The organism is Paenibacillus sp. W2I17 (assembly GCF_030815985.1).
In the GTDB taxonomy this organism is placed as follows: Bacteria; Bacillota; Bacilli; order Paenibacillales; family Paenibacillaceae; genus Paenibacillus.
Window position 1 is genome coordinate 6,386,808 of record NZ_JAUSXM010000001.1, and the last position, 18,106, is coordinate 6,404,913.

Here is an 18,106-nt window from a genome sequence, read left to right on the forward strand (position 1 = left end):
TCTCCTATTCTACTTCGAATCTATAACCGCAGATTCTCCTGGTTGTATTCTCGCGGAGGGCCTTCCTGCTTAAGATACACCTTGCTGGGTTTATGAAGCAACAGACAGAGCAACATGAAGATGTGCAGCAAGATGAGGAAGTTCTGAAAGAACACAACGCCCAAAAATAGGGCCAGGCTCATGAACGTAATTGTTGGCTTATAGCTTCGTCTTGAGATAAATACGATGGTCAGAATGGGCGGAACTAGAACCATGAGGACCCGGAACCCGATACTTGTAAAATAGGCGACCTGATCAGATAGCGGAAACGCGGAGTAATCCGCACTATTACGGAATAGATCTGCAATAAGGAATGTCATGGAAATCCCAATGAAGATGGATTGTACCCCTAACAGGGCACGGATGACGTTTAATAAAGTGGGCATTTTCGTATTCAATAAGTCGCCCCTCTTCCTGCACGATATGTATTTCATACATTATACGATGTGGATGTCATATTTTGTATTAACCCAAAGTCTACATTTTCCAATCGTCTGCAGTGGCCTTTGGCCTAGAATAACTGGGCAACAGCTTACAGATTATTTGATATCGACCGATATAAAGTAGATACATAGATTGGACTTCATAATGACGAAAATGAAAATGGATGGTGGATGTAATTATGGTATTTAGCAAGGCTAGAGAACGCATGCTCAACATGTCGTTCAGAATCAAATTGCCGCTTATGATCAGTTTGCTGGTGTGTATCGTGCTGGCGGCAACTGCGGTAGTGTGTTACAGCGTAGCGGCAGTTATTACACTGGACAAAAGTAAAGATGAAATTAAAGCAACCTCGGACCGGGTGGGTGCAGGGTTGTATGCTTCACTAAGTTTGGAAGAACAATCCACCTTTCTGATCACAACGCATCGGACCTTCCAGGATCTGCTGGAGATTCGGAATACGGATGGGCAGGAAGGTGAGAATTTTTTCTCGGAAAACAATGAATTGCTGGATAAGGCAAGTGGTATTCTCGCGGACAGTCTGGCAGGTATGGAAGGTAACAATAGTCTAATTTTGTTGGATCGGAATGGCATTATTATTGCAGCGAATGATCCGGCAGTTATCAAGGCGGAACGCGGAGATCGGGCATATTTCCAAGAAGCAATTCAGGGTAAAGACGTGATCAGTGAAGGGATTGTAGCCAAGTCCTCCGGACAACTGGGTACGGCTTTCGCCATGCCGATCTACAATGAGAATCAAAAAGTACAGGGAGTGCTCGTATCTGCAGCATCCACCTCGTTCTTCGTTAATCAGCTACAAAATATCAATATTAATGATGAGGGAAAAGTGATCATTCTGGACCGTGTAGGTACGGTCATCTACGATTCAGCGGATGAGAAGTTGGCAGGCCAGAAGATGGAGTCCGGCGAATACCAATCATTGATTGATCTTGCTCCAAGTGCTGAACTGCAGCAAGGGGAGGTTAGTACAGACGAGAAAGTGGCGTATTACTCCAAAATCCCAAGATCCGACTGGACCGTCGTTGTTGAAGATAAACTGAGCGATGTGCAGAAGCCTTTACGTGCGATGGCAAAACAGATGTATATTGTTCTGTTTAGTGCTATTGCAGTTTCCGTCATAGCCGGTATTCTGATATCTTTGCTGGTAACCAGACCCATTAGCCGAATAACGCTGTTGTTCAAACAGTTGGCCGGCGGAGATCTGACCGTGCAGGCACAAGGCAAGTACAGCGGGGAATTCAAGGAGCTTGCAGACAGCTTCAACACGATGGCCGAAGGGAACAAGCAACTGATCTCCAGCATGAACCAATCCATCGGAATCTTGAAAACTAGTACATCTGAGCTGGAACAGTCCACTCAGCAAACCTCGACCACGATTGCCGAAACAACAACAACAGCATTTGAGATTTCACGAGCCATGGAATCCCAGGCAAACGATACGGAAGCCATTGTGGACAAATTCATGAATGTTGGTAATAAGATTGCTAACGTGAATGGAATGTCGCAGGCGGTGAAGTTCAAGGCAGATGAGATTACGGATGCATTCAAGAATAATCATGAAGTTATTGATGCACTTATTGCGGTGAACGGGCGGAACGAGATTGAAGTTGGTAACATCTCCAAAACTACGGTGCAGCTCGCCGAGAGTTCCTCTGGCATTCACCAAATCACGGGTACGATTGCTGAAATCGCAAATCAGACGAAGTTACTGGCATTGAATGCTTCGATCGAGGCGGCGAGAGCTGGTGATCAGGGACGTGGCTTCGCAGTCGTTGCTTCCGAGATCCGCAAGCTGGCTGAGCAGACAACGGCGCAATCAGAGGACATCAACCGAATTGTGACGCAGACGATTGAACATGTGGAGCAAAATAACCGAAGTGTACAAGCCATTGAGAAGATTGCGACACAGCATAAGAGCAGTGTTAGCCAGACCAAGGAGACATTCAATTTTGTCACCGAGAATATGAATGAGATGATGAATCAGGTTCAGGCCATTGCCATGGAGATCCAATCCATTGAACGTGATAAGGATGACGTCATTGGAGCTGCACAGAACTTGTCTGCTTCAGGTGAAGAGGTGTCGGCTTCTGTAGAGGAAGTCACAGCAACAATGCAGGAGCAATCCGGCATGACAGAACATTTGGCAGATATGGTTCAAAGAATCGATGGATTATCCAAGCAACTTGCCGAAGAATCATCCCGCTTCAAAACAAAATAGAAACACGAAGAAACCCGCTTCTCCAAAGAGACCGGATTTCTCGAAAATGTGAGCATCTGTACCCATTTACGGGTACAGGTGTTTTTTGTGTGATGTGCTACTCTCCACGAACGGATGGTGCATACGCCAGCACTTCCATTTCAATTAAATAGGGACCTAAACCGCTGCATACGGTAATACGGGCAGGGTATGGTTGCTTAATCATTCGCGCATATACTTCGTTGTATTCGGGCTGATCCTCTACTCGGGCCAGATGCGTGGTTGCCTTCACAATATGATCAAGTGTAAGTCCGGCTTCTTGCAGAATAATCTCAATATTGCGAATGCACTGTTCGGTCTGTTCCTTAATGCCACCAATGGGCTCAAGCGTCTGTGGATCAACGCCTACTTGACCTGCCACGTAGACCATATCTCCTGCGCGGACAGCATGGGAGAAAGGAAGCGGGAATTGGGGTGCAGCACTTGCATGTATGATGGTAGACATAGTCGTTGTCATTCCTTTCCTAATGAGTGTGTATGTTTGGTGTTAACTGATGCCAGTTCGTAGCCTGCTGATAATGATGAGCGATGGACAATAAGCGGTCTTCTCGCATAAGTGGACCAGCAAGCTGCATGCCGATAGGCAATGGCTTCCCTGAGGTGGTATCGAATCCGATGGGAACGGTGATGGACGGTAGCCCTGTATTGGTGAACGGTCCGTTGAAAATAGGGCTACCCGTCTTGTAGCCATATGGGGCCGCATATGGTGTTGATGGAGTCAATAACACATCCACTTCATCGAACAGCATCATCATCTCACTCCGGAATATCGTTCGGATGCGCTGTGCCTGCAAATAATCAACGGCACTCGTCTGGTAACCAAGCTCAAGCTGCTCCCGCATCGTATGTCCGTAACGATCAGAGGCTTCTGCGAAGCGTTCTTGATGGAAGGCGGCTGCTTCTGCCCGCATTACCGTACGATGAGCAGCACATGTCTCTTCCATATAAGAAGGCAGGTCTACCTTCTTCCATTGCATGCCCAGCTTCTCAAGTACGGTGATTGCCGACTCTACGGCTAACAAGATCGCTGGTTCATCGGTCTGGAAGAAGTTGCTCGGCAGACCGATGACCATTCCTGAGATAGGATGCTCAAGAGCGCTTGTTAAGTCTGGCTTGCCATGAGGAAGCGTGAAGGAGTCCATCTCATCTTGCCCGGCCATCGCTTCAAGAACGATCGCGTTATCTTGTGCGGATCGAGTGAAGGCGCCAATATGATCCAGGCTCCAACTGGCTGTGATGACACCGTTACGGCTAACCCTGCCGTAAGTGGGCTTCATACAGGTTAATCCGTTGTAAGCTGCGGGTCTAAGCAGAGATCCGAAGGTCTGTGTTCCGAGTGTGAAGGAAGCCATGCCTGCCGCTACTGCAGCGGCAGAGCCGGAGCTGGAACCGCCTGGGGTATGTTCTAGATTCCATGGGTTGCGGGTTGGCGGTTCTCCTCCCTGAAAGGCATATTCCGTCGTTGTTGTCTTGCCGAGCAGGATAGCGCCTGCAGCCTGAAGCTTATGAATTACAGTAGCATTCGTCTCGGGTACAAAGTCAGGATAGGTACTTGATCCAGCCGAGGTGCGTATGCCAGCGGTATGGATAATATCCTTGGCTCCATATGGAATGCCATGCAGAGGACCGAGATATTCGCCATTCATTAGTTTGCGCTCAGAATCTCTTGCCGCCTGCAAGGCTTGTTCTGCGGTGACTGTAACGAAGGCTTGCACAGCAGGTTCTACTTTCCCAATGCGATCCAAATAGGATTTCGTAAGCTCGACAGGAGATATCGTCTTGTTTTTGATCAGTTTTGCGGCTTCAGCAATCGTCAGCTCGTTAAGTGGTTTCGTAATCATCGCAGAGGCACTCTCCTATGCGGGGGATTGGGACCTACTTCTTCTGGCAGCTTGAAGCTTCGAATCAGCTTCAAGTCGGCTGTAAATAGGGCAAGCTCCTCGCTGGTAATAACTCCGTTCGCATATCTGGCGCTTTCTGTACGTCGGTGTGTGAGATAGTCGTCCTGCTTCAGAGTAATCAACCTTTCTCTCTCTATTTGGTGAAGCTTGAATCGATAATGGCCTCGTAAGCGAGGTCTTCCTTCAAATTGCCGATGAAGCGCTGCATATCGATTGCGGTCTCGAATGCTGATTCATTGATGAGCCCATCAGCAGGATATACCTTGCTGTCGATCATACGTTGTACGGCTTGCTCCACGACTTTCTTCTCTAGATTCGGGAATTCCTTCACTGCGACAGCTTTGGCGCCTTCAGGATTAGATTGAATATACTCCAGGGCTTGCTCGATAGAGGTCACGAAGCGCTGGGTAAGATCAGGATTCTTTTCAATGAAGTCTGCGGTTGTATTCATCGTTGCAAAGGCAAAGTCTGGATAATCCTTCGTAAAATCATGGACAATATGCAGCCCCTCTGCAATGCCTTGATCCAGTTGAGGTTCGTAAACGATAGCAATATCAGCTTTGCCTGCTAATACAGCACCAAGCTCGGAGCCATTTTGAACCTCTGTGATCGTCACATCCTTGTCGATATCGATGTTTTTATCAGCAAACAGCTTCCGTAGTAAACTGTTGGAGCTTGTAGGTGCCAAGCCTACTACGATGGTCTTACCCTTGAAGTCCTCTGTGGTGTTTACCGTTACTCCTTCTCTCGCGACTGCCCATACTGGAGCGCTGCCGGATAGAAGGACCAGTGAGCGAGCATCTCCGCCCTTCGCATTAGCGAATGCGACATGCTCAGGACCGTGGAAGGAAAATGCGGACTCGCCTGAGATGACCGAAGACAATGCTGTTGGTCCGCTTCCGGCAGCACGGATGGAAGATAGCTCAATGCGATTCTCCTTTAGAAAACCTTGGTTGTTCGCTACATACAAGGGAAGATAGAGCAGGTTGTGATAAACCTCGGACACCATAATTTTGTCCACCTGCGTATTTTCTTGCCCCTCGCTATTAGATGCACCTGCGCCGTTAGCAGGTATGTTGGCATTGCCGCCACACCCGCTGAGCAGTGTAGTCAATAGAAGTGTCATCGCTGCCAGAATAGCTATCTTTTTGAGTGTACGCATTAGTCATCAGGCCCCTTTTATGGTTGTAGGTCAGCTATACAGATGTGGATTTGCTGCTGGTCTTGTTGTCATTCCATAGGAGGAGACGGGATTCGATATACCCGACACAGGTGTAGAGGAGCATGGCGACCAGCATAAGCATGAACACGCCAACCCATACGGCCGGAAGGTTGAACAGGTTACCTTCGACGAATACCATGTGTCCGAGTCCTTTATCTGAAGAGATGAATTCTCCGCCTACGACAGATACCAATGCCAAGCCGATATTGATACGGAAGGCTGAGATGATCCATGGCAGAGAGGAAGGAACGATAATTTTGCGGAAAATTTGTGACTTCTTTGCACCGAAGGATTTCATCAGATTAATCTGGGATTCGTCGATCTGATGAGTCGCTTGGTAGGCGGATAACAGCGCTACGATAAATGTTGCCACGGAGGCAAGAGCAATCTTGGAGAAGATGCCTGAACCGAACCAGATAATAATCATGGGAGCGAGCGCAATTTTCGGAATGCCGTTCAGCGCTACGATGAATGGATCGAGCACACGGGCAACGGACTTGGAATACCACATGAGCAGTCCTGCTAATGAACCAATTAAGCTTCCGGCTACAAAACCGATAACGGTGGCATTCACCGTTGCGAACGCGTCTGTAAGCAGTTGCCCTGAGCTAGCCATCGTGATGGCGGCATCGAAAATGGCGCTCGGTGACCCCATGAGGAAACCGTTAACCAGTTTCAAGCGAACGGCGGATTCCCATATCACTAGGATGACTGCAACGATAATGAACCGCCACAGCATTGTTACCAGCCATTCTTTGGAGAAGGTGGACTGTCTGCGTTTGCTCTTGCTCTTCGTAACTCCAGCAGGCTTTCCGGCAAGGGTGATTTTAGGTGATGTGCTCTTCATTAGCTGATCCTCCCCATCTGGATATCAAGCTCTGCCCAGATCGATTCAAAATACTGCTTGAACTTCTGGTCGGAGCGGGCTTTCAGTGCTGAGCCGTATTGCGAGGCGAGACCAATGTCATACACCTGCTTCACGGTCGTTGGTCTTTTGCTCATAACGGCAATGCGGTCGGAGATGGCAATCGCTTCCTCGATGTCATGCGTGATCAGGACGCCTGTCTTGCCCTCAGATTTTAGTATGGATAAGATTTCATCTTCCAGAATGAGTCTGGTCTGATAATCAAGTGCTGAGAAGGGTTCATCCAGTAATATAATATCGGGCTGGGTAACGAGGGTGCGTATGAGGGCTACACGTTGGCGCATACCGCCTGATAGTGTGGAGGGATAGGCTTCTGCGAATGAAGCCAGGCCGTAGCGATCCAGATAATCCATGGCAATATCGCCACGATCCTTTTTGGACATGCCCTTCACTTCCAAGCCTAACGTGACATTATCCAGGATGCTTCTCCAAGGAAGTAACAGGTCCTTCTGCATCATATAACCGACATGCCCGGTGGTCTGATCGATCTCTTCGCCACAGACGATTACCTTGCCATTCGTTGGCTTAAGCAGACCTGCGATAATATTGAAAATCGTACTCTTGCCGCAACCGCTCGGTCCCACGATACTGAAGAATTCCTGCTTCTTGATTTGCATCGAAACCTCAGCCAGGACCTGAATATCTTCTCCGGTTGCACTGACAAATGATTTGGATACGCCTTGTATCTGTATAGCCATGATAGGTAGCCCCTTTCCTACAGCCTGTTGGTTGTTGTTTCTTGGCGTGAGTTTGTGTTAATTAATATGACATTGATGATTATATTCCTAATCATATAGACTGTTTGCCTAATTGTCATTAGTTACTATGAACATAAAAATAGAATTGAATCAGCTAAAATGTACAAAATAGGTAGGGTTGAGAAAAGAAAATAAAAGAACGTGTCATTATACATGACACGTTCTCGGTTTAAGACGTATGATTAGCTTCGCTAGGGGCTGGATTGACATTCAGCAGCGACTCCAGTGCGAAGGCGAGGCGGAAGCGCAGACTCTCACTCGGATCCTTGATGTTCCTGCCGGTCAATTTTTCACATTTCTCAAGCCTGTAGATGACGGTATTGCGATGTACGAACAGCTCTTTCGCCGTATCGACGATCTGGCAGTGATTCTCATAGAAAGAGGACAAGGTTTTCATCAGTTCGCTGCGCTCGTTTGGATCTCGGCCAGCGAAGGCCTTAAAGGTTTCTTGATGGAACTGAAGCATTTCATCATAAGGTATCATGCGCAGCAGGCGGCTTATATCCATGGTTTGATAGGAATGAGCGAAGCGGGTCTTTCTCATCTGATAGCCGGATTGAAGCGCCTTGACTGCTTCCTTATAGGATAATCCGATATCCAGTACATTCGTGTAGGGATTGCCTATGCCGAAGGATAGGCTGAGCTGCGATTCCGTATATAGGATGCTCGCGATCTGTTCAAGCTGCTGAACAACGATGTGTTCGTCCCAAGACGATTCGGCCAAAAAGACGAGTATGCCGAACTGGTCATTCTTCGTGAACATGACGAAGGAGAGATCCAGTCTGGCGAACTCCTGTTTAATCAGCTCGTAATAAGCGTCTCGTTCCGAGATTTGTCGCTCTTCTCCAGGGGGAGTGAGGCTCTGGTTAGGCATGCTCGATAAAAATTCATCCTTTTTAGCAATGATGAGAACGGAGCTTCCTTTGGCTTGTAGCCCATATTTCTTGCCACGATGCAGCGCTTCTTGTTCAGAACGAATGAAGCCCTGAATGAGATCGGAGAAATATTCATTTTTGTAGCGGCGGGAACGTTCCTTGACTGCTTGCTTCTTGGTTAACTCCAGACCGATCACATTGACGGCTTGTTCCAGTGCCAGAGTGGAGAGGTTAGAGTTTGCGGAATTGTCGAATAGTGCGATCAAATAGCCTTCGTGCCGATCAGTAAAGATGGGATGTAGCTCAGCATGTCGATATTTATCGGCAGTAAGCAGGCAGATCGAGATTGCGGTATGGAAGGAAGGGTGCTCATCTATAAATGTCAGTATGGGCGCGGCGAGAGACTGGCGATCCATCTGTTGTGCATAATGGGAGCTTGCCGTAATCTGCTTCTTCGAACCAAGCAGAAGCACAGGTGAGGATAGCAACTGAGACAGCGTATCTACGATGGAGGGTATACCTTTTCCCTGCATAACCATCGTGGAAAATTGTTTGTGAATAGATAAGGCGTAGTGGAGCTCATGGGTTTTATTCTGAAGGATGGCGCTGATCGATTGTTGAAATATTTCACCGAGTGTATTGTCTATCTCTGACAGTTCGATGATGGGAAACCCCAGCTTATCGGCTGTCTCGAGCAGTTGCGGGGATAATTCAAGAGAGAAGCGCTGTGTCTTGACCGCAAGCGCCGCACAACCAATCGCGTGCATATCTGTAATGAATGCAAGATGAGCATCGGGGCGGTCTTTCAGGATATAGCCGTTCGTCAGCAGCATATCTCCCGGCTTCAGGAAATGGACAATATCTGGCGCATCCATAATATTAATCGATTGCACCAAGCGATCTAGTCCACGATGTCCAGCAATAACCTTTGCTTTGGAGAGAATGGGGATAGTCAATAAATGTTGCAGATCCATCTTCAACCCACTCGCTTTCATAATGATATGTTATAAAATCTAACATTAAGTAAGGTGGGCGTAAAGAAGAGTTTGGATAAAGAGGCTAAAAGATAGATGTAAACAAATTTCTCATAAATATAAAAACTTTCCAATAATTCAATGCGTTATACTAAATAGATCTAAAGAAAATTTGATCACTATTACCAATTCTATCACTAAAAAGGAGTTCTCAATCCATGAAACGAAAAGGATTAGTATCGCTTTTACTTGCCAGTGTTGTTGCTGGTTCTATTTTAGTAGCATCGACTACAACTGCGGAAAGAGTCGTAGCCCAAACTCCGATGGAAGCAGCAACGGAGTACTTTCAGGCTTACATTGCTAGGGATGTAGAAGGAATGATGTTCTATTCTAAAGATACAAATTATTTGGATGAGAAAAGTCGTGAAGAAGGATATGTGAAGGATTTTAAAACCAATCCAACTACAGGGTATGAAATTGTGAAAACCAGACAAATCAACACGGATGAAGTTCAATTTTATGTGGTTCAAAAGTATGCAGGACAAGACTACGAACAGTCACCACCACTCCCATATAAAATTTTCAAAAGCGAAAATGGATGGAAGGTTTTAGTAGAGCCACTTGAAATCAATACATTGACAGGTGAAGTCACTAAAGGTACACCGATTCACGCTTTGCAGTATACAGATCATTAGTTATTTTATCTGGTTTCTACTAAAACAAAGGCCCAGTTGAACTAGAAGGCAAAGGATTTATGAATGCACACACATTATAGAAACGATTGAGGAGTGACCTCCAATGAAAAAATTCTTTATCAGTACGGCATTAATAATAACTGTTTCAGCAGTGACTGCTTTAAGTATTTATGCTAGTAATTATTATGATGATGCTAAAGCGGATAATCCAAACTATCCGGACTTTGGTCCTGCAGTAAAATTATCAGAAGAGGAAATTAATAGAGCTCTAGAAAATGTCAGTGGTATAACGACATCTTTCGGAACATTTAATAGGGTACCCGAGAAAGACGCCTTCATTTCCGAGAAGGAAACGGTGGATAACTTAGATCATTTAACTGCTGATACCAAACAGATTTTTTCTCACGGTAATTACTTTGTGAAAAGCGATTCCGAGGAATAAATTTATCAGAAATTAAGATCGGAAAGGCGGTGTGGCAATGCCAGCGACCTGGACATTTAGTGCAAACAAGAATAGACGTGCTCCCTTTTGAGAAATAATCTTAGACAAGGGGGATATTTGTATAATGAAAATTTCAGACCGACTATTAAGAGAATATCTAGATCACGTTTATTGGATATGTGGAGGCCCTTGCGGCGGAAAGAGCACGATGACTAATTTACTTTCTTCAAAATGGGAACTGAATTATTATTCCTCCGATGACCACACTTTCGATTATCAAAAAAAGGCTAATCCGCAGGATCATCCAGCAATTTTACGACACTTCATTGATTGGGAATGGTTCTTTTTAGGGCGTGGGAACGATAGAAGTCACTGGTTAAATTCAGTGTTTGATGAAAGCGTTGAGTTTATTATTTTGGATTTGTTACAGATGGGGAAAGAGAAGCCAATCGTAGTAGATACTTTTATGGAACCTGCTTATCTAAGGGAGATTGTTGACCCCAACCGAATTGTTTATATGTTTGCAGAAGATGACCTAATTCGAGCGGAGTATCTGGATCGAGATCATCTGAGAGGCATGGAGGATGTGTTCCCTAATTTATCAGATCCACAACGTGCACGGGACGAAACATTAAACACGGTGGTTCGAGCATCGAATCATTACCTGCAACAAGCAGAGCAGTATCAATTAAAATGGTTCATGAGAACATCTCAGTCCAATAAAGATCAGATGTTATTGGAAGTTGAAAAGCATTTCGGTTTTCGATGACTGAAGTGTCAAATACTGTCGGTCGTCATTTGTTTATACTAAAAGTATACGGTACTCAATAAACCCCAGAAAGTAGTCGATCAACCTGATCGGCTACTTTTGTTCAGTAACGGGCAGGTAACTCAATGCCATCTTGTGAATTATAGGTGTAACTTTTATTGATTGATAGCGTTGTTCATAACGAGGAACTTCTATAGGTTTTTAGAATAACTAAAAGAATACGAGGAATGAAGTAATGAAGAAAAAGAGACTTTTTTTTACTGTCGTAGCATTAGCTTTAACAACAGCGACCGTAACTGCCTGTGATTCAACAAGTCCAACTCAAGAGAATATGTCTACTCCAAAAACTGGTGTATTATCAAGAAAGTCCGAAAAGTACAACACTTTCTAAGTCTTTAAGCGAACAAGAGAGCAAACCGTCCCACTATATTGCTTCTGGAGGCGCAACACTACAGCAACCCTTTTCCGTAAATCCGGAATTTATACATATAAAACTGCTTATGAAAAACAATAGTAGCCATGAAGTCAATATTAGTTTAACGCACTTAGATACTAGTAAATTGTATTTCGCTAGAACGATTGCTCCCGGGGAATCTTTAGATTGGATAAATAGTAAAGAAGGTTTCACACAGGGTATGAGTACTGGAGACTACTTGCTTCAATGGAGTGGTGGCGGTTATCGCGTTGAAGGGGAACTATGGGGATCAGCTGGTGCAGACCCGGACGATACTGTTCATCTATCTTATTGAACTAACGGGCAGGTTAGTGTGAGGACAATGGAATAACATACTATCTCATATAGAATACTTTATCTTTAAAAGGGAGGGGAACACATTGCATAATATGATGAATAAGAGACAATTTATTGAGATGACAGTTAAAGAACAACATTCTGTAGTATTTAAAGTTAATAATCGAGATGAATTTTTCCGTGGTGTTGCTAAAGGATTAAAGGAAGGCTACCTAGTTGTTGAAACAGAAGAAGGTAAAAACTTTAAATTTAATATGGATGACATCATTGAGATTTATGCTATCAAGTCTTCATCTCCAAAGCATAGTGCTATCCAATCCCACAGTTTTATGAAAGATAGCAAGGATGACCTTGAAAACCTTGTACTCCAGTTTGAAAGTTTAAATGACGATGTAAAGAAACAAATTACCTCTTCTTTATCAAAAGTGCTTAGTAAGCAAGTGATCATTTCGAAAATGGATATAACTTCATACAATGTATCTGAAATTGAAATGATTACTAAAACGATAAATGGATATCTACTCACTATTAAAACACTGGATATTCATTCCGAATTTTTCGAATCATACAACCAAAAGACTTGTTTTGGGAAAGGGCTAGATCACAATCGAGAATAGCCTAAGGGAGGAAAAATTATAAATGCTAAAATAGCAGGTCGGGAACTGTCAAAAATCCCTGGGAGGTGAGTATGTGAAAGAAGGAATTAAAAATGTTCTGTTAGGTACTGTAGTTTTTGTTGTTGGCTTTTCCATTATTCTGCTTCTTACAAGCTCCGATATTGAAGCTGAACTTACATATTATGCTGCCATAGCATATGCTCTTTTATACTTAGCCAGTGTTATATCTGTTTGCACTGCGGTACTCCTGAAAAAGATGACTCAATTAAAAAAGTGAAATTACTCTTAAGCTAGCGGGAAACGTTAGCTCAATAAGAGCAGCCGATCATTTTGATTGGCTGCTTTTATTGAGCTAACAAATGGCATTTGGCTAGGAAAATATCAGGGTGCTTCTTTTACTTTCTTTTGTGCAAACATCTATCTTGTGTTTTCTGGCGAGTATTTAATATGGATCATATGTTCAAGAGTGCTTTTTACCTCAGGCCAGTCGTTATCCGTAATGCTATAAAAAACATTGTCATGAAATCTACCTTGAGTATCCCGCCTATGTTTCCTAAATATGCCTTCTTTAGTTGCCCCAATCCGTTCTATCGCTCGCTGTGACCTTATGTTATAGCCGCTGATGGAAAATTGCACGCGGACTAGCGCTAATTGTTCGAAGCAATAATTTAACAGTAAAAACTTACATTCCGTATTTACACCTGTACGCCAGTAAGTTGGTGTTAGCCATGTCCAGCCGATTTCCGCATTTTGATTGATCATATCAATATCTCCGATTCTTGTGGTTCCAATAATTTTTTCTGACATGAGTTCGACGATGCCGAAAGGGAGTTGGGTGCCATAAAGCTGGTTTTGTATGGCTTGTTCGATTAAATGCTTAATATCATCATATGTTGCATTTTTTCTCCAAGTAAATTCCCATATGTTTGGATTCATCAGAGTTTCAAGTAAATCTTCTTTATGTTTAGATTCTAGGGGTAAGAGTTTTATTGTCTTGCCTATTAAAGTAACATTTTGATTCATCTCATTTACACCTCCGATTCCGTTGTGATTCATTATCTTATTACGTTGTGGGATTAGTATATATTTATTGGTATCGACGTTGAATGCATTAACCGTTGAATTATTGTACTTTCATGCATCACAAATTCCATACAAGTGTTCTATTAAGTTCAACTAACGGCAAGTTAGTTCAATCATGTCGACAGTATCTTTTAGAAATTCACAAAGGCAGGAAAGTATGAGAAGTATGTGGAATAAATATACAAATTTATCTTATTTGGAGGTTGTAAAATGACGTTCCCGACACATATTGTATCTGCAGGTGGAATTGTAGAGGATGGAACTGGAAATATCCTTTTAGTAAAAGCCCATGACGATGGTTGGGTGTATCCTGGTGGGATAACTGAAGTAGGAGAAAACCTGATTGATGGTGTCATGCGTGAAATCAAAGAGGAAAGTGGAATAGACGCCACGGTTAGCTATTTGATTAGTGTTATTTCGAATACAGCCATCCATAAGTGGTATGACGGTGTGACTGATGTCCCTACGAAGGTCATGTTTGATTTCGTGTGTAAAGCTGTGGGTGGAGAGTTAGCTACTTCTAATGAAACGAGCGAATGCAGGTGGGTTCCAAAGGAAAATGTTCTGGATTTGATTACTTTACCTGGAATCCGCATGCGTTATGAAGCTTATTTGAACTTTAACGGCTCTGTGAATTATATGGAGTATGTCACTGCGTCAACGACAGAATTTAATGTCAAGCTTCAAAGAAGTGTTTAGTTGTACGAGGGATCGTGTATTGATCTAACGGGCAGTATAGTGGCAAGGTAGCTCTTTGATACTGCTCATCGTAAATCATTCTATAACTTATTGAAATTGCTTGTAGATTTAATATTGACGGTAATTGCATTTAGCCTCAAGTAATGTGTGGAATCATAAAACTTATATTCAGTCGGCTTGTGAAATTTCATATTTCCATTCCATTAGGACACTAAAGCATTTATTGCTTTAGTGTTTTTATTAATTGCCAAGGTATAAAAGAATTCTCGTTAAACTAAGTAGCGGAGCAGTCGCCGGAAACTCTGAATTTGGTTTTGAGTCGGAAAGATTGGACCAGATCGCTGATGAAATTATGTCAATAGTAAACTTAGGAGTTGAAGTATCATTAGTTATTGGTAAATGAGCAAAATTATAGACTTGACTCTAAAGTACTATAGTGGGTATTATTTCCATATATTGATGATTAGGAGAATGGCCGATGTTAATTCAAGAATTAAAACAATCTCACCATCATGAAAAGCGTTAATCCATTCCTAAAAAATTTGGGGTGGGTTAACGCTATTCGCGCTCCCCATCCTGTGATATATGAACGCGCAGGACTTAGGTCTAGCGCGTGTTTTTTTTATTTTTGTTACAAAAGAAATGGAGGAGTAAAAATGGCAATCATGACAGATTCAAGAGGTAACATTTTTTTGGAATTTATTCGTATCGAGTACGATAAGGTCATTACAAGCACACTGGATGCTCCACTAACACATGCTCTAATTGTGGTGAAGTGCCAAGGAAAGTATCTATTCATGCATAATAAGTGGAGAAACAACTAGGAACTTCCAGGTGGTATTATTGAAGCTGGAGAGAATGCTCAACAATGTGTAATTAGAGAATTGTTTGAGGAAACCAATCAAAATATGGATACGGCTGAATTCAAAGGGCTAATGAAGTTTAGACTCCAGCCAAGTTTTCATGGACCTGAACGGACGGAGTATGGAGCTCTGTTCATGGGTGAATTGTGCCAACTTGATGATTTTGTTGAAAACGATGAAGCTTCTTCAATTATCCTTTGGGATGGTACATCGGAGATTGGTGATATCGCAGAAATAGATAGGAAGTTAATTGAATTCGTGTGATACAGGATTGAACTAACAGTAAACGATAGTTCAGGGAAATCAAGGAACAAATTGAGCAACCCTTTCTATGTATCATTCGTTAGAGTATGAGAGAGGTGATATGAAATTATTAAAATGAGTAATAGTATCTTAATGTTGGTATTAGCGGTATCCATGATAATAGCTGGGTGTTCATCAACCGAAAAATATGAAGATACGGTTACTGAACGTGTAATAGCATCTGATTTTATTCTCGAAGTAACAACACCAACTGTTTTAAGTACGGGTGAGACAATTAAAGTAAAAGGAACTTTAAAATATACAGGTATTAAACCTGTTGAAGTACCTCATGGAAAACCTATCATTCGTTTTTTCTTTTCCGGTAGTAACGAGGAGCGTAATTATGCGGATGTGGGATATGTAACTGAGTTTAAGTCAGGTCAAGTGGTTGAGGTTGAAGATGAGTTTATAGTAACCAAAAAAGGGAAACAAAATCTCTTTGTGGATATGACCGTGGATATCTCTTTAACCATGAATCCAATTGAAATTCTTGTGAAGTAATCTGAGTAAAATTGAACTGACAGAAAACGTTAGCTCAAATAAAATGTTTACGAAAATAATGCCTAATTAACTCATTAAAATTGATAAAAAACCTCCCGTCCCGCATAATATCTGGGGTTGGGAGGTTTTGATTATAGTGCTGATTCAACGTTTATCGTACAAACCATCCGGTGGGCTGAGGGGCTACGTCTGCGGTATCTCGTAAATCATGGACTTTGACGTTGCTGCCATAGATCATGGAATCACTGCTTAGTCGAAACGAGGGGAAACTGTGCTCGGATTGCAGACGCAGACAGGGTTCAAAGTAAATCTGTTGCTGTTTGTTGATTACAAACGGAAGCGAACCCGCTTCTACAGTAACATCATCGCTATCCAGGTCGTTCAAGATCAGAAGTACCGCAATTCCGTCACAACCGCATCCATCGGTATCATAAAACAATTTGAAATAGCCCGGTCGATCGCCCAGCTTTTCAGTAAGTCTTGCTTCTGCCAGCGAACTGACTTGAATGATCATGACGTCGTTCACACTCCTCTAATCTCCAATGAATTCGCTTACAATTTAATATATGGACCATAAACGCAGATTAGAAGGTGAAATAAAGAAAATCAAACATATCCTGTGAAAATAATGACACTAATGAGTAATGCATCGGACAATTCACGTATGAATGTCATCCCCCAAACTTCTATTGGTCCAGTGTGAAATTATTCGCACATCAATGAAACCCATTTCATCGCCTTTCCTTATCTGGTATGATAAGCAGGGAAAATAGGGAAAATTAGAGAAAAAGGAAGGTTCCGCTATGACACCGATTACCATATACGACATCGCCAAGGAAGCAAATGTATCTGTAGCGACGGTCTCCCGGGTGCTGAATGATACGGCGCCTGTGCGTGCAAGCACCAGGGAGAAGATTATGTCCATCATTGAAAAACACCAGTTTCAGCCCAATGCGCAGGCGCGCAGTCTGATCAAGAAAGAGACGGGCACCATTGCCATCATCCTGCCGGACATTACAAACCCCTTCTTCCCGGAAGTCTTCTGGGGTGCGGAGAATGAGGCTCGCGGATTGGGGTATACCTTCTTTCTGTGTAATACCGCAGGCGACTACAACAGGGAATCTGAATATTTGTCCATCCTGCGAGAGAAGCGGGTAGACGGGATTATTTTTCTCGGCGGGCGAATCAATATGCAGGTCTGTCCGGATGACATGGCTCAGGAATTGATTGATATGGGCAAACGTATGCCGATCGTGCTGGTCAATGGCAATATTGCCAAAGGCGGGTTCCACCGGGTGTACACGGATGAAGGTGCAGGGGCAGCCCTTGCAGCTGAGCATTTGCTTGAACTGGGACATCGCGATATCGCCTTTGTTGGCGGTCTGAAAGAGTTATCCACCACTATGGTCAAGGTCAGAGCTGTGCAGAAGAAACTTCGGGAGCATGGACTCGAAATACCAAAAGAACGACAACTGCTCGGCAGCTTCTCCATCGACGACGGCAAACGGGAGATGTCCAAACTGCTGGATCGTGACAATCCGCCCACCGCAGTCATCTGCGTTAATGACAACACGGCGATTGGTGCCATCAAGTCGACGATTGAGCATGGGCTCTCCATTCCGAAGGATATATCCATTGTGGGTTATGATGATACACCGCTCGCCAGTGCCGTTATACCGGAACTGACAACTGTATCCCAGAACACGTATCAGCTTGGCAAACAGGCTGTGGACGTGCTGCATGAACTGATTAACCAAGGCAAACCGAAGAAGCAGATCGTTCTGCAACCGGAGCTGATTGTGCGTCAAAGTACAGGACCTGCTGCAAGATAAAGGGCCTGTAATTGGAAAAGAAAGCGTTGACATTTCCTCGAAGGGTGAAATATAATGAGTGCGTGAATGAAACCCCTTTCATAAAGTGGAACGGGTTTTATGTTTCAGCTTAATGAAACCCATTTCATGAAACGGGTT

The 18,106-nt window shown here is 43.6% G+C and carries 20 protein-coding genes and 1 pseudogene; 12 read left to right on the forward strand and 9 right to left on the reverse strand.

The window, feature by feature from the left end; genetic code table 11:
- Positions 1-20: 20 nt before the first annotated feature.
- A complete protein-coding gene (locus QF041_RS28440; RefSeq protein ID WP_307416515.1) occupies positions 21-437 on the reverse strand; it encodes a hypothetical protein in 417 nt (138 codons plus the stop codon).
- 224 nt (positions 438-661) lie between these two features.
- Between QF041_RS28440 and QF041_RS28445 the strand changes: the two genes are divergently transcribed.
- The gene (locus QF041_RS28445) at positions 662-2,719 is read left to right on the forward strand and encodes a methyl-accepting chemotaxis protein (protein ID WP_307416516.1); all 2,058 of its coding nucleotides are present in this window, start codon (positions 662-664) and stop codon (positions 2,717-2,719) included.
- Positions 2,720-2,816: 97 nt separating this feature from the next.
- Here QF041_RS28445 and QF041_RS28450 read toward each other — a convergent pair whose 3' ends face one another.
- From QF041_RS28450 to QF041_RS28475, 6 genes are all read right to left on the reverse strand, one after another.
- Positions 2,817-3,203: a RidA family protein gene (locus QF041_RS28450; protein ID WP_307416517.1), complete on the reverse strand. Its 387-nt coding sequence runs from the start codon at positions 3,201-3,203 to the stop codon at positions 2,817-2,819.
- A gap of 19 nt (positions 3,204-3,222) precedes the next feature.
- Positions 3,223-4,599, reverse strand: coding sequence for an amidase (locus QF041_RS28455; RefSeq protein WP_307416518.1), 1,377 nt, complete (start codon positions 4,597-4,599; stop codon positions 3,223-3,225).
- A 193-nt stretch (positions 4,600-4,792) separates the two neighbouring features.
- A complete protein-coding gene (locus QF041_RS28460; RefSeq protein WP_307416519.1) occupies positions 4,793-5,821 on the reverse strand; it encodes an ABC transporter substrate-binding protein in 1,029 nt (342 codons plus the stop codon).
- Between the two features lie 34 nt (positions 5,822-5,855).
- The gene (locus tag QF041_RS28465; RefSeq protein ID WP_307416520.1) at positions 5,856-6,728 is read right to left on the reverse strand and encodes an ABC transporter permease; all 873 of its coding nucleotides are present in this window, start codon (positions 6,726-6,728) and stop codon (positions 5,856-5,858) included.
- Positions 6,728-7,504 (reverse strand): ABC transporter ATP-binding protein, encoded by a 777-nt coding sequence (locus QF041_RS28470; protein ID WP_145323717.1) that lies wholly within the window; start codon positions 7,502-7,504, stop codon positions 6,728-6,730. The genes QF041_RS28465 and QF041_RS28470 overlap by 1 nt, the downstream gene beginning before the upstream one ends.
- A gap of 229 nt (positions 7,505-7,733) precedes the next feature.
- On the reverse strand, positions 7,734-9,413 hold the full coding sequence (locus QF041_RS28475) for a PucR family transcriptional regulator (RefSeq protein ID WP_307416521.1): 1,680 nt from the start codon (positions 9,411-9,413) through the stop codon (positions 7,734-7,736).
- A 218-nt stretch (positions 9,414-9,631) separates the two neighbouring features.
- Between QF041_RS28475 and QF041_RS28480 the strand changes: the two genes are divergently transcribed.
- From QF041_RS28480 to QF041_RS28500, 5 genes are all read left to right on the forward strand, one after another.
- Positions 9,632-10,108 carry a hypothetical protein gene (locus tag QF041_RS28480; protein ID WP_307416522.1) on the forward strand — a complete coding sequence of 159 codons (477 nt, stop codon included), beginning with the start codon at positions 9,632-9,634 and terminating at the stop codon, positions 10,106-10,108.
- 103 nt (positions 10,109-10,211) lie between these two features.
- Positions 10,212-10,550, forward strand: coding sequence for a hypothetical protein (locus QF041_RS28485; RefSeq protein ID WP_307416523.1), 339 nt, complete (start codon positions 10,212-10,214; stop codon positions 10,548-10,550).
- Between the two features lie 124 nt (positions 10,551-10,674).
- Positions 10,675-11,319, forward strand: coding sequence for a hypothetical protein (locus tag QF041_RS28490; RefSeq protein WP_307416524.1), 645 nt, complete (start codon positions 10,675-10,677; stop codon positions 11,317-11,319).
- Between the two features lie 834 nt (positions 11,320-12,153).
- The gene (locus tag QF041_RS28495; protein WP_307416525.1) at positions 12,154-12,687 is read left to right on the forward strand and encodes a hypothetical protein; all 534 of its coding nucleotides are present in this window, start codon (positions 12,154-12,156) and stop codon (positions 12,685-12,687) included.
- Between the two features lie 73 nt (positions 12,688-12,760).
- Positions 12,761-12,964 carry a hypothetical protein gene (locus tag QF041_RS28500; protein WP_047843932.1) on the forward strand — a complete coding sequence of 68 codons (204 nt, stop codon included), beginning with the start codon at positions 12,761-12,763 and terminating at the stop codon, positions 12,962-12,964.
- A 140-nt stretch (positions 12,965-13,104) separates the two neighbouring features.
- Here QF041_RS28500 and QF041_RS28505 read toward each other — a convergent pair whose 3' ends face one another.
- Positions 13,105-13,710 (reverse strand): GNAT family N-acetyltransferase, encoded by a 606-nt coding sequence (locus QF041_RS28505; RefSeq protein ID WP_307416526.1) that lies wholly within the window; start codon positions 13,708-13,710, stop codon positions 13,105-13,107.
- Between the two features lie 270 nt (positions 13,711-13,980).
- On the opposite strand from QF041_RS28505, the gene QF041_RS28510 reads away from it, so the two are divergent.
- The 5 genes and pseudogenes from QF041_RS28510 (at position 13,981) to QF041_RS28530 (ending at position 16,136) form a co-directional block, all read left to right on the forward strand.
- On the forward strand, positions 13,981-14,469 hold the full coding sequence (locus QF041_RS28510) for an NUDIX hydrolase (protein WP_307416527.1): 489 nt from the start codon (positions 13,981-13,983) through the stop codon (positions 14,467-14,469).
- Between the two features lie 244 nt (positions 14,470-14,713).
- Positions 14,714-14,866, forward strand: a pseudogene (gene pyrH / locus QF041_RS28515) (UMP kinase); the annotation flags it as partial.
- 259 nt (positions 14,867-15,125) lie between these two features.
- Positions 15,126-15,293 carry a hypothetical protein gene (locus QF041_RS28520; protein ID WP_307416528.1) on the forward strand — a complete coding sequence of 56 codons (168 nt, stop codon included), beginning with the start codon at positions 15,126-15,128 and terminating at the stop codon, positions 15,291-15,293.
- Between the two features lie 15 nt (positions 15,294-15,308).
- A complete protein-coding gene (locus tag QF041_RS28525; protein ID WP_307417072.1) occupies positions 15,309-15,596 on the forward strand; it encodes an NUDIX domain-containing protein in 288 nt (95 codons plus the stop codon).
- A gap of 114 nt (positions 15,597-15,710) precedes the next feature.
- Positions 15,711-16,136, forward strand: coding sequence for a hypothetical protein (locus tag QF041_RS28530; protein WP_307416529.1), 426 nt, complete (start codon positions 15,711-15,713; stop codon positions 16,134-16,136).
- A gap of 151 nt (positions 16,137-16,287) precedes the next feature.
- On the opposite strand, the gene QF041_RS28535 is transcribed toward QF041_RS28530, so the two are convergent.
- On the reverse strand, positions 16,288-16,662 hold the full coding sequence (locus QF041_RS28535) for an iron-sulfur cluster biosynthesis family protein (protein WP_307416530.1): 375 nt from the start codon (positions 16,660-16,662) through the stop codon (positions 16,288-16,290).
- A gap of 277 nt (positions 16,663-16,939) precedes the next feature.
- On the opposite strand from QF041_RS28535, the gene QF041_RS28540 reads away from it, so the two are divergent.
- Positions 16,940-17,968 carry a LacI family DNA-binding transcriptional regulator gene (locus QF041_RS28540; protein WP_076328228.1) on the forward strand — a complete coding sequence of 343 codons (1,029 nt, stop codon included), beginning with the start codon at positions 16,940-16,942 and terminating at the stop codon, positions 17,966-17,968.
- The last annotated feature ends 138 nt before the right edge of the window (positions 17,969-18,106 follow it).

Bases quoted from the DNA above. Each gene is read 5' to 3' on its own strand.
- QF041_RS28475 (WP_307416521.1), bottom strand. From the start codon at position 9,413: ATGGATCTGCAACATTTATTGACTATCCCCATTCTCTCCAAAGCAAAG.
- QF041_RS28465 (WP_307416520.1), bottom strand. From the start codon at position 6,728: ATGAAGAGCACATCACCTAAAATCACCCTTGCCGGAAAGCCTGCTGGA.
- QF041_RS28485 (WP_307416523.1), top strand. From the start codon at position 10,212: ATGAAAAAATTCTTTATCAGTACGGCATTAATAATAACTGTTTCAGCA.
- QF041_RS28455 (WP_307416518.1), bottom strand. From the start codon at position 4,599: ATGATTACGAAACCACTTAACGAGCTGACGATTGCTGAAGCCGCAAAA.
- QF041_RS28540 (WP_076328228.1), top strand. From the start codon at position 16,940: ATGACACCGATTACCATATACGACATCGCCAAGGAAGCAAATGTATCT.
- QF041_RS28510 (WP_307416527.1), top strand. From the start codon at position 13,981: ATGACGTTCCCGACACATATTGTATCTGCAGGTGGAATTGTAGAGGAT.
- QF041_RS28445 (WP_307416516.1), top strand. From the start codon at position 662: ATGGTATTTAGCAAGGCTAGAGAACGCATGCTCAACATGTCGTTCAGA.
- QF041_RS28450 (WP_307416517.1), bottom strand. From the start codon at position 3,203: ATGTCTACCATCATACATGCAAGTGCTGCACCCCAATTCCCGCTTCCT.
- QF041_RS28480 (WP_307416522.1), top strand. From the start codon at position 9,632: ATGAAACGAAAAGGATTAGTATCGCTTTTACTTGCCAGTGTTGTTGCT.
- QF041_RS28530 (WP_307416529.1), top strand. From the start codon at position 15,711: ATGAGTAATAGTATCTTAATGTTGGTATTAGCGGTATCCATGATAATA.
- QF041_RS28505 (WP_307416526.1), bottom strand. From the start codon at position 13,710: ATGAATCAAAATGTTACTTTAATAGGCAAGACAATAAAACTCTTACCC.
- QF041_RS28520 (WP_307416528.1), top strand. From the start codon at position 15,126: ATGGCAATCATGACAGATTCAAGAGGTAACATTTTTTTGGAATTTATT.
- QF041_RS28460 (WP_307416519.1), bottom strand. From the start codon at position 5,821: ATGCGTACACTCAAAAAGATAGCTATTCTGGCAGCGATGACACTTCTA.
- QF041_RS28470 (WP_145323717.1), bottom strand. From the start codon at position 7,504: ATGGCTATACAGATACAAGGCGTATCCAAATCATTTGTCAGTGCAACC.
- QF041_RS28490 (WP_307416524.1), top strand. From the start codon at position 10,675: ATGAAAATTTCAGACCGACTATTAAGAGAATATCTAGATCACGTTTAT.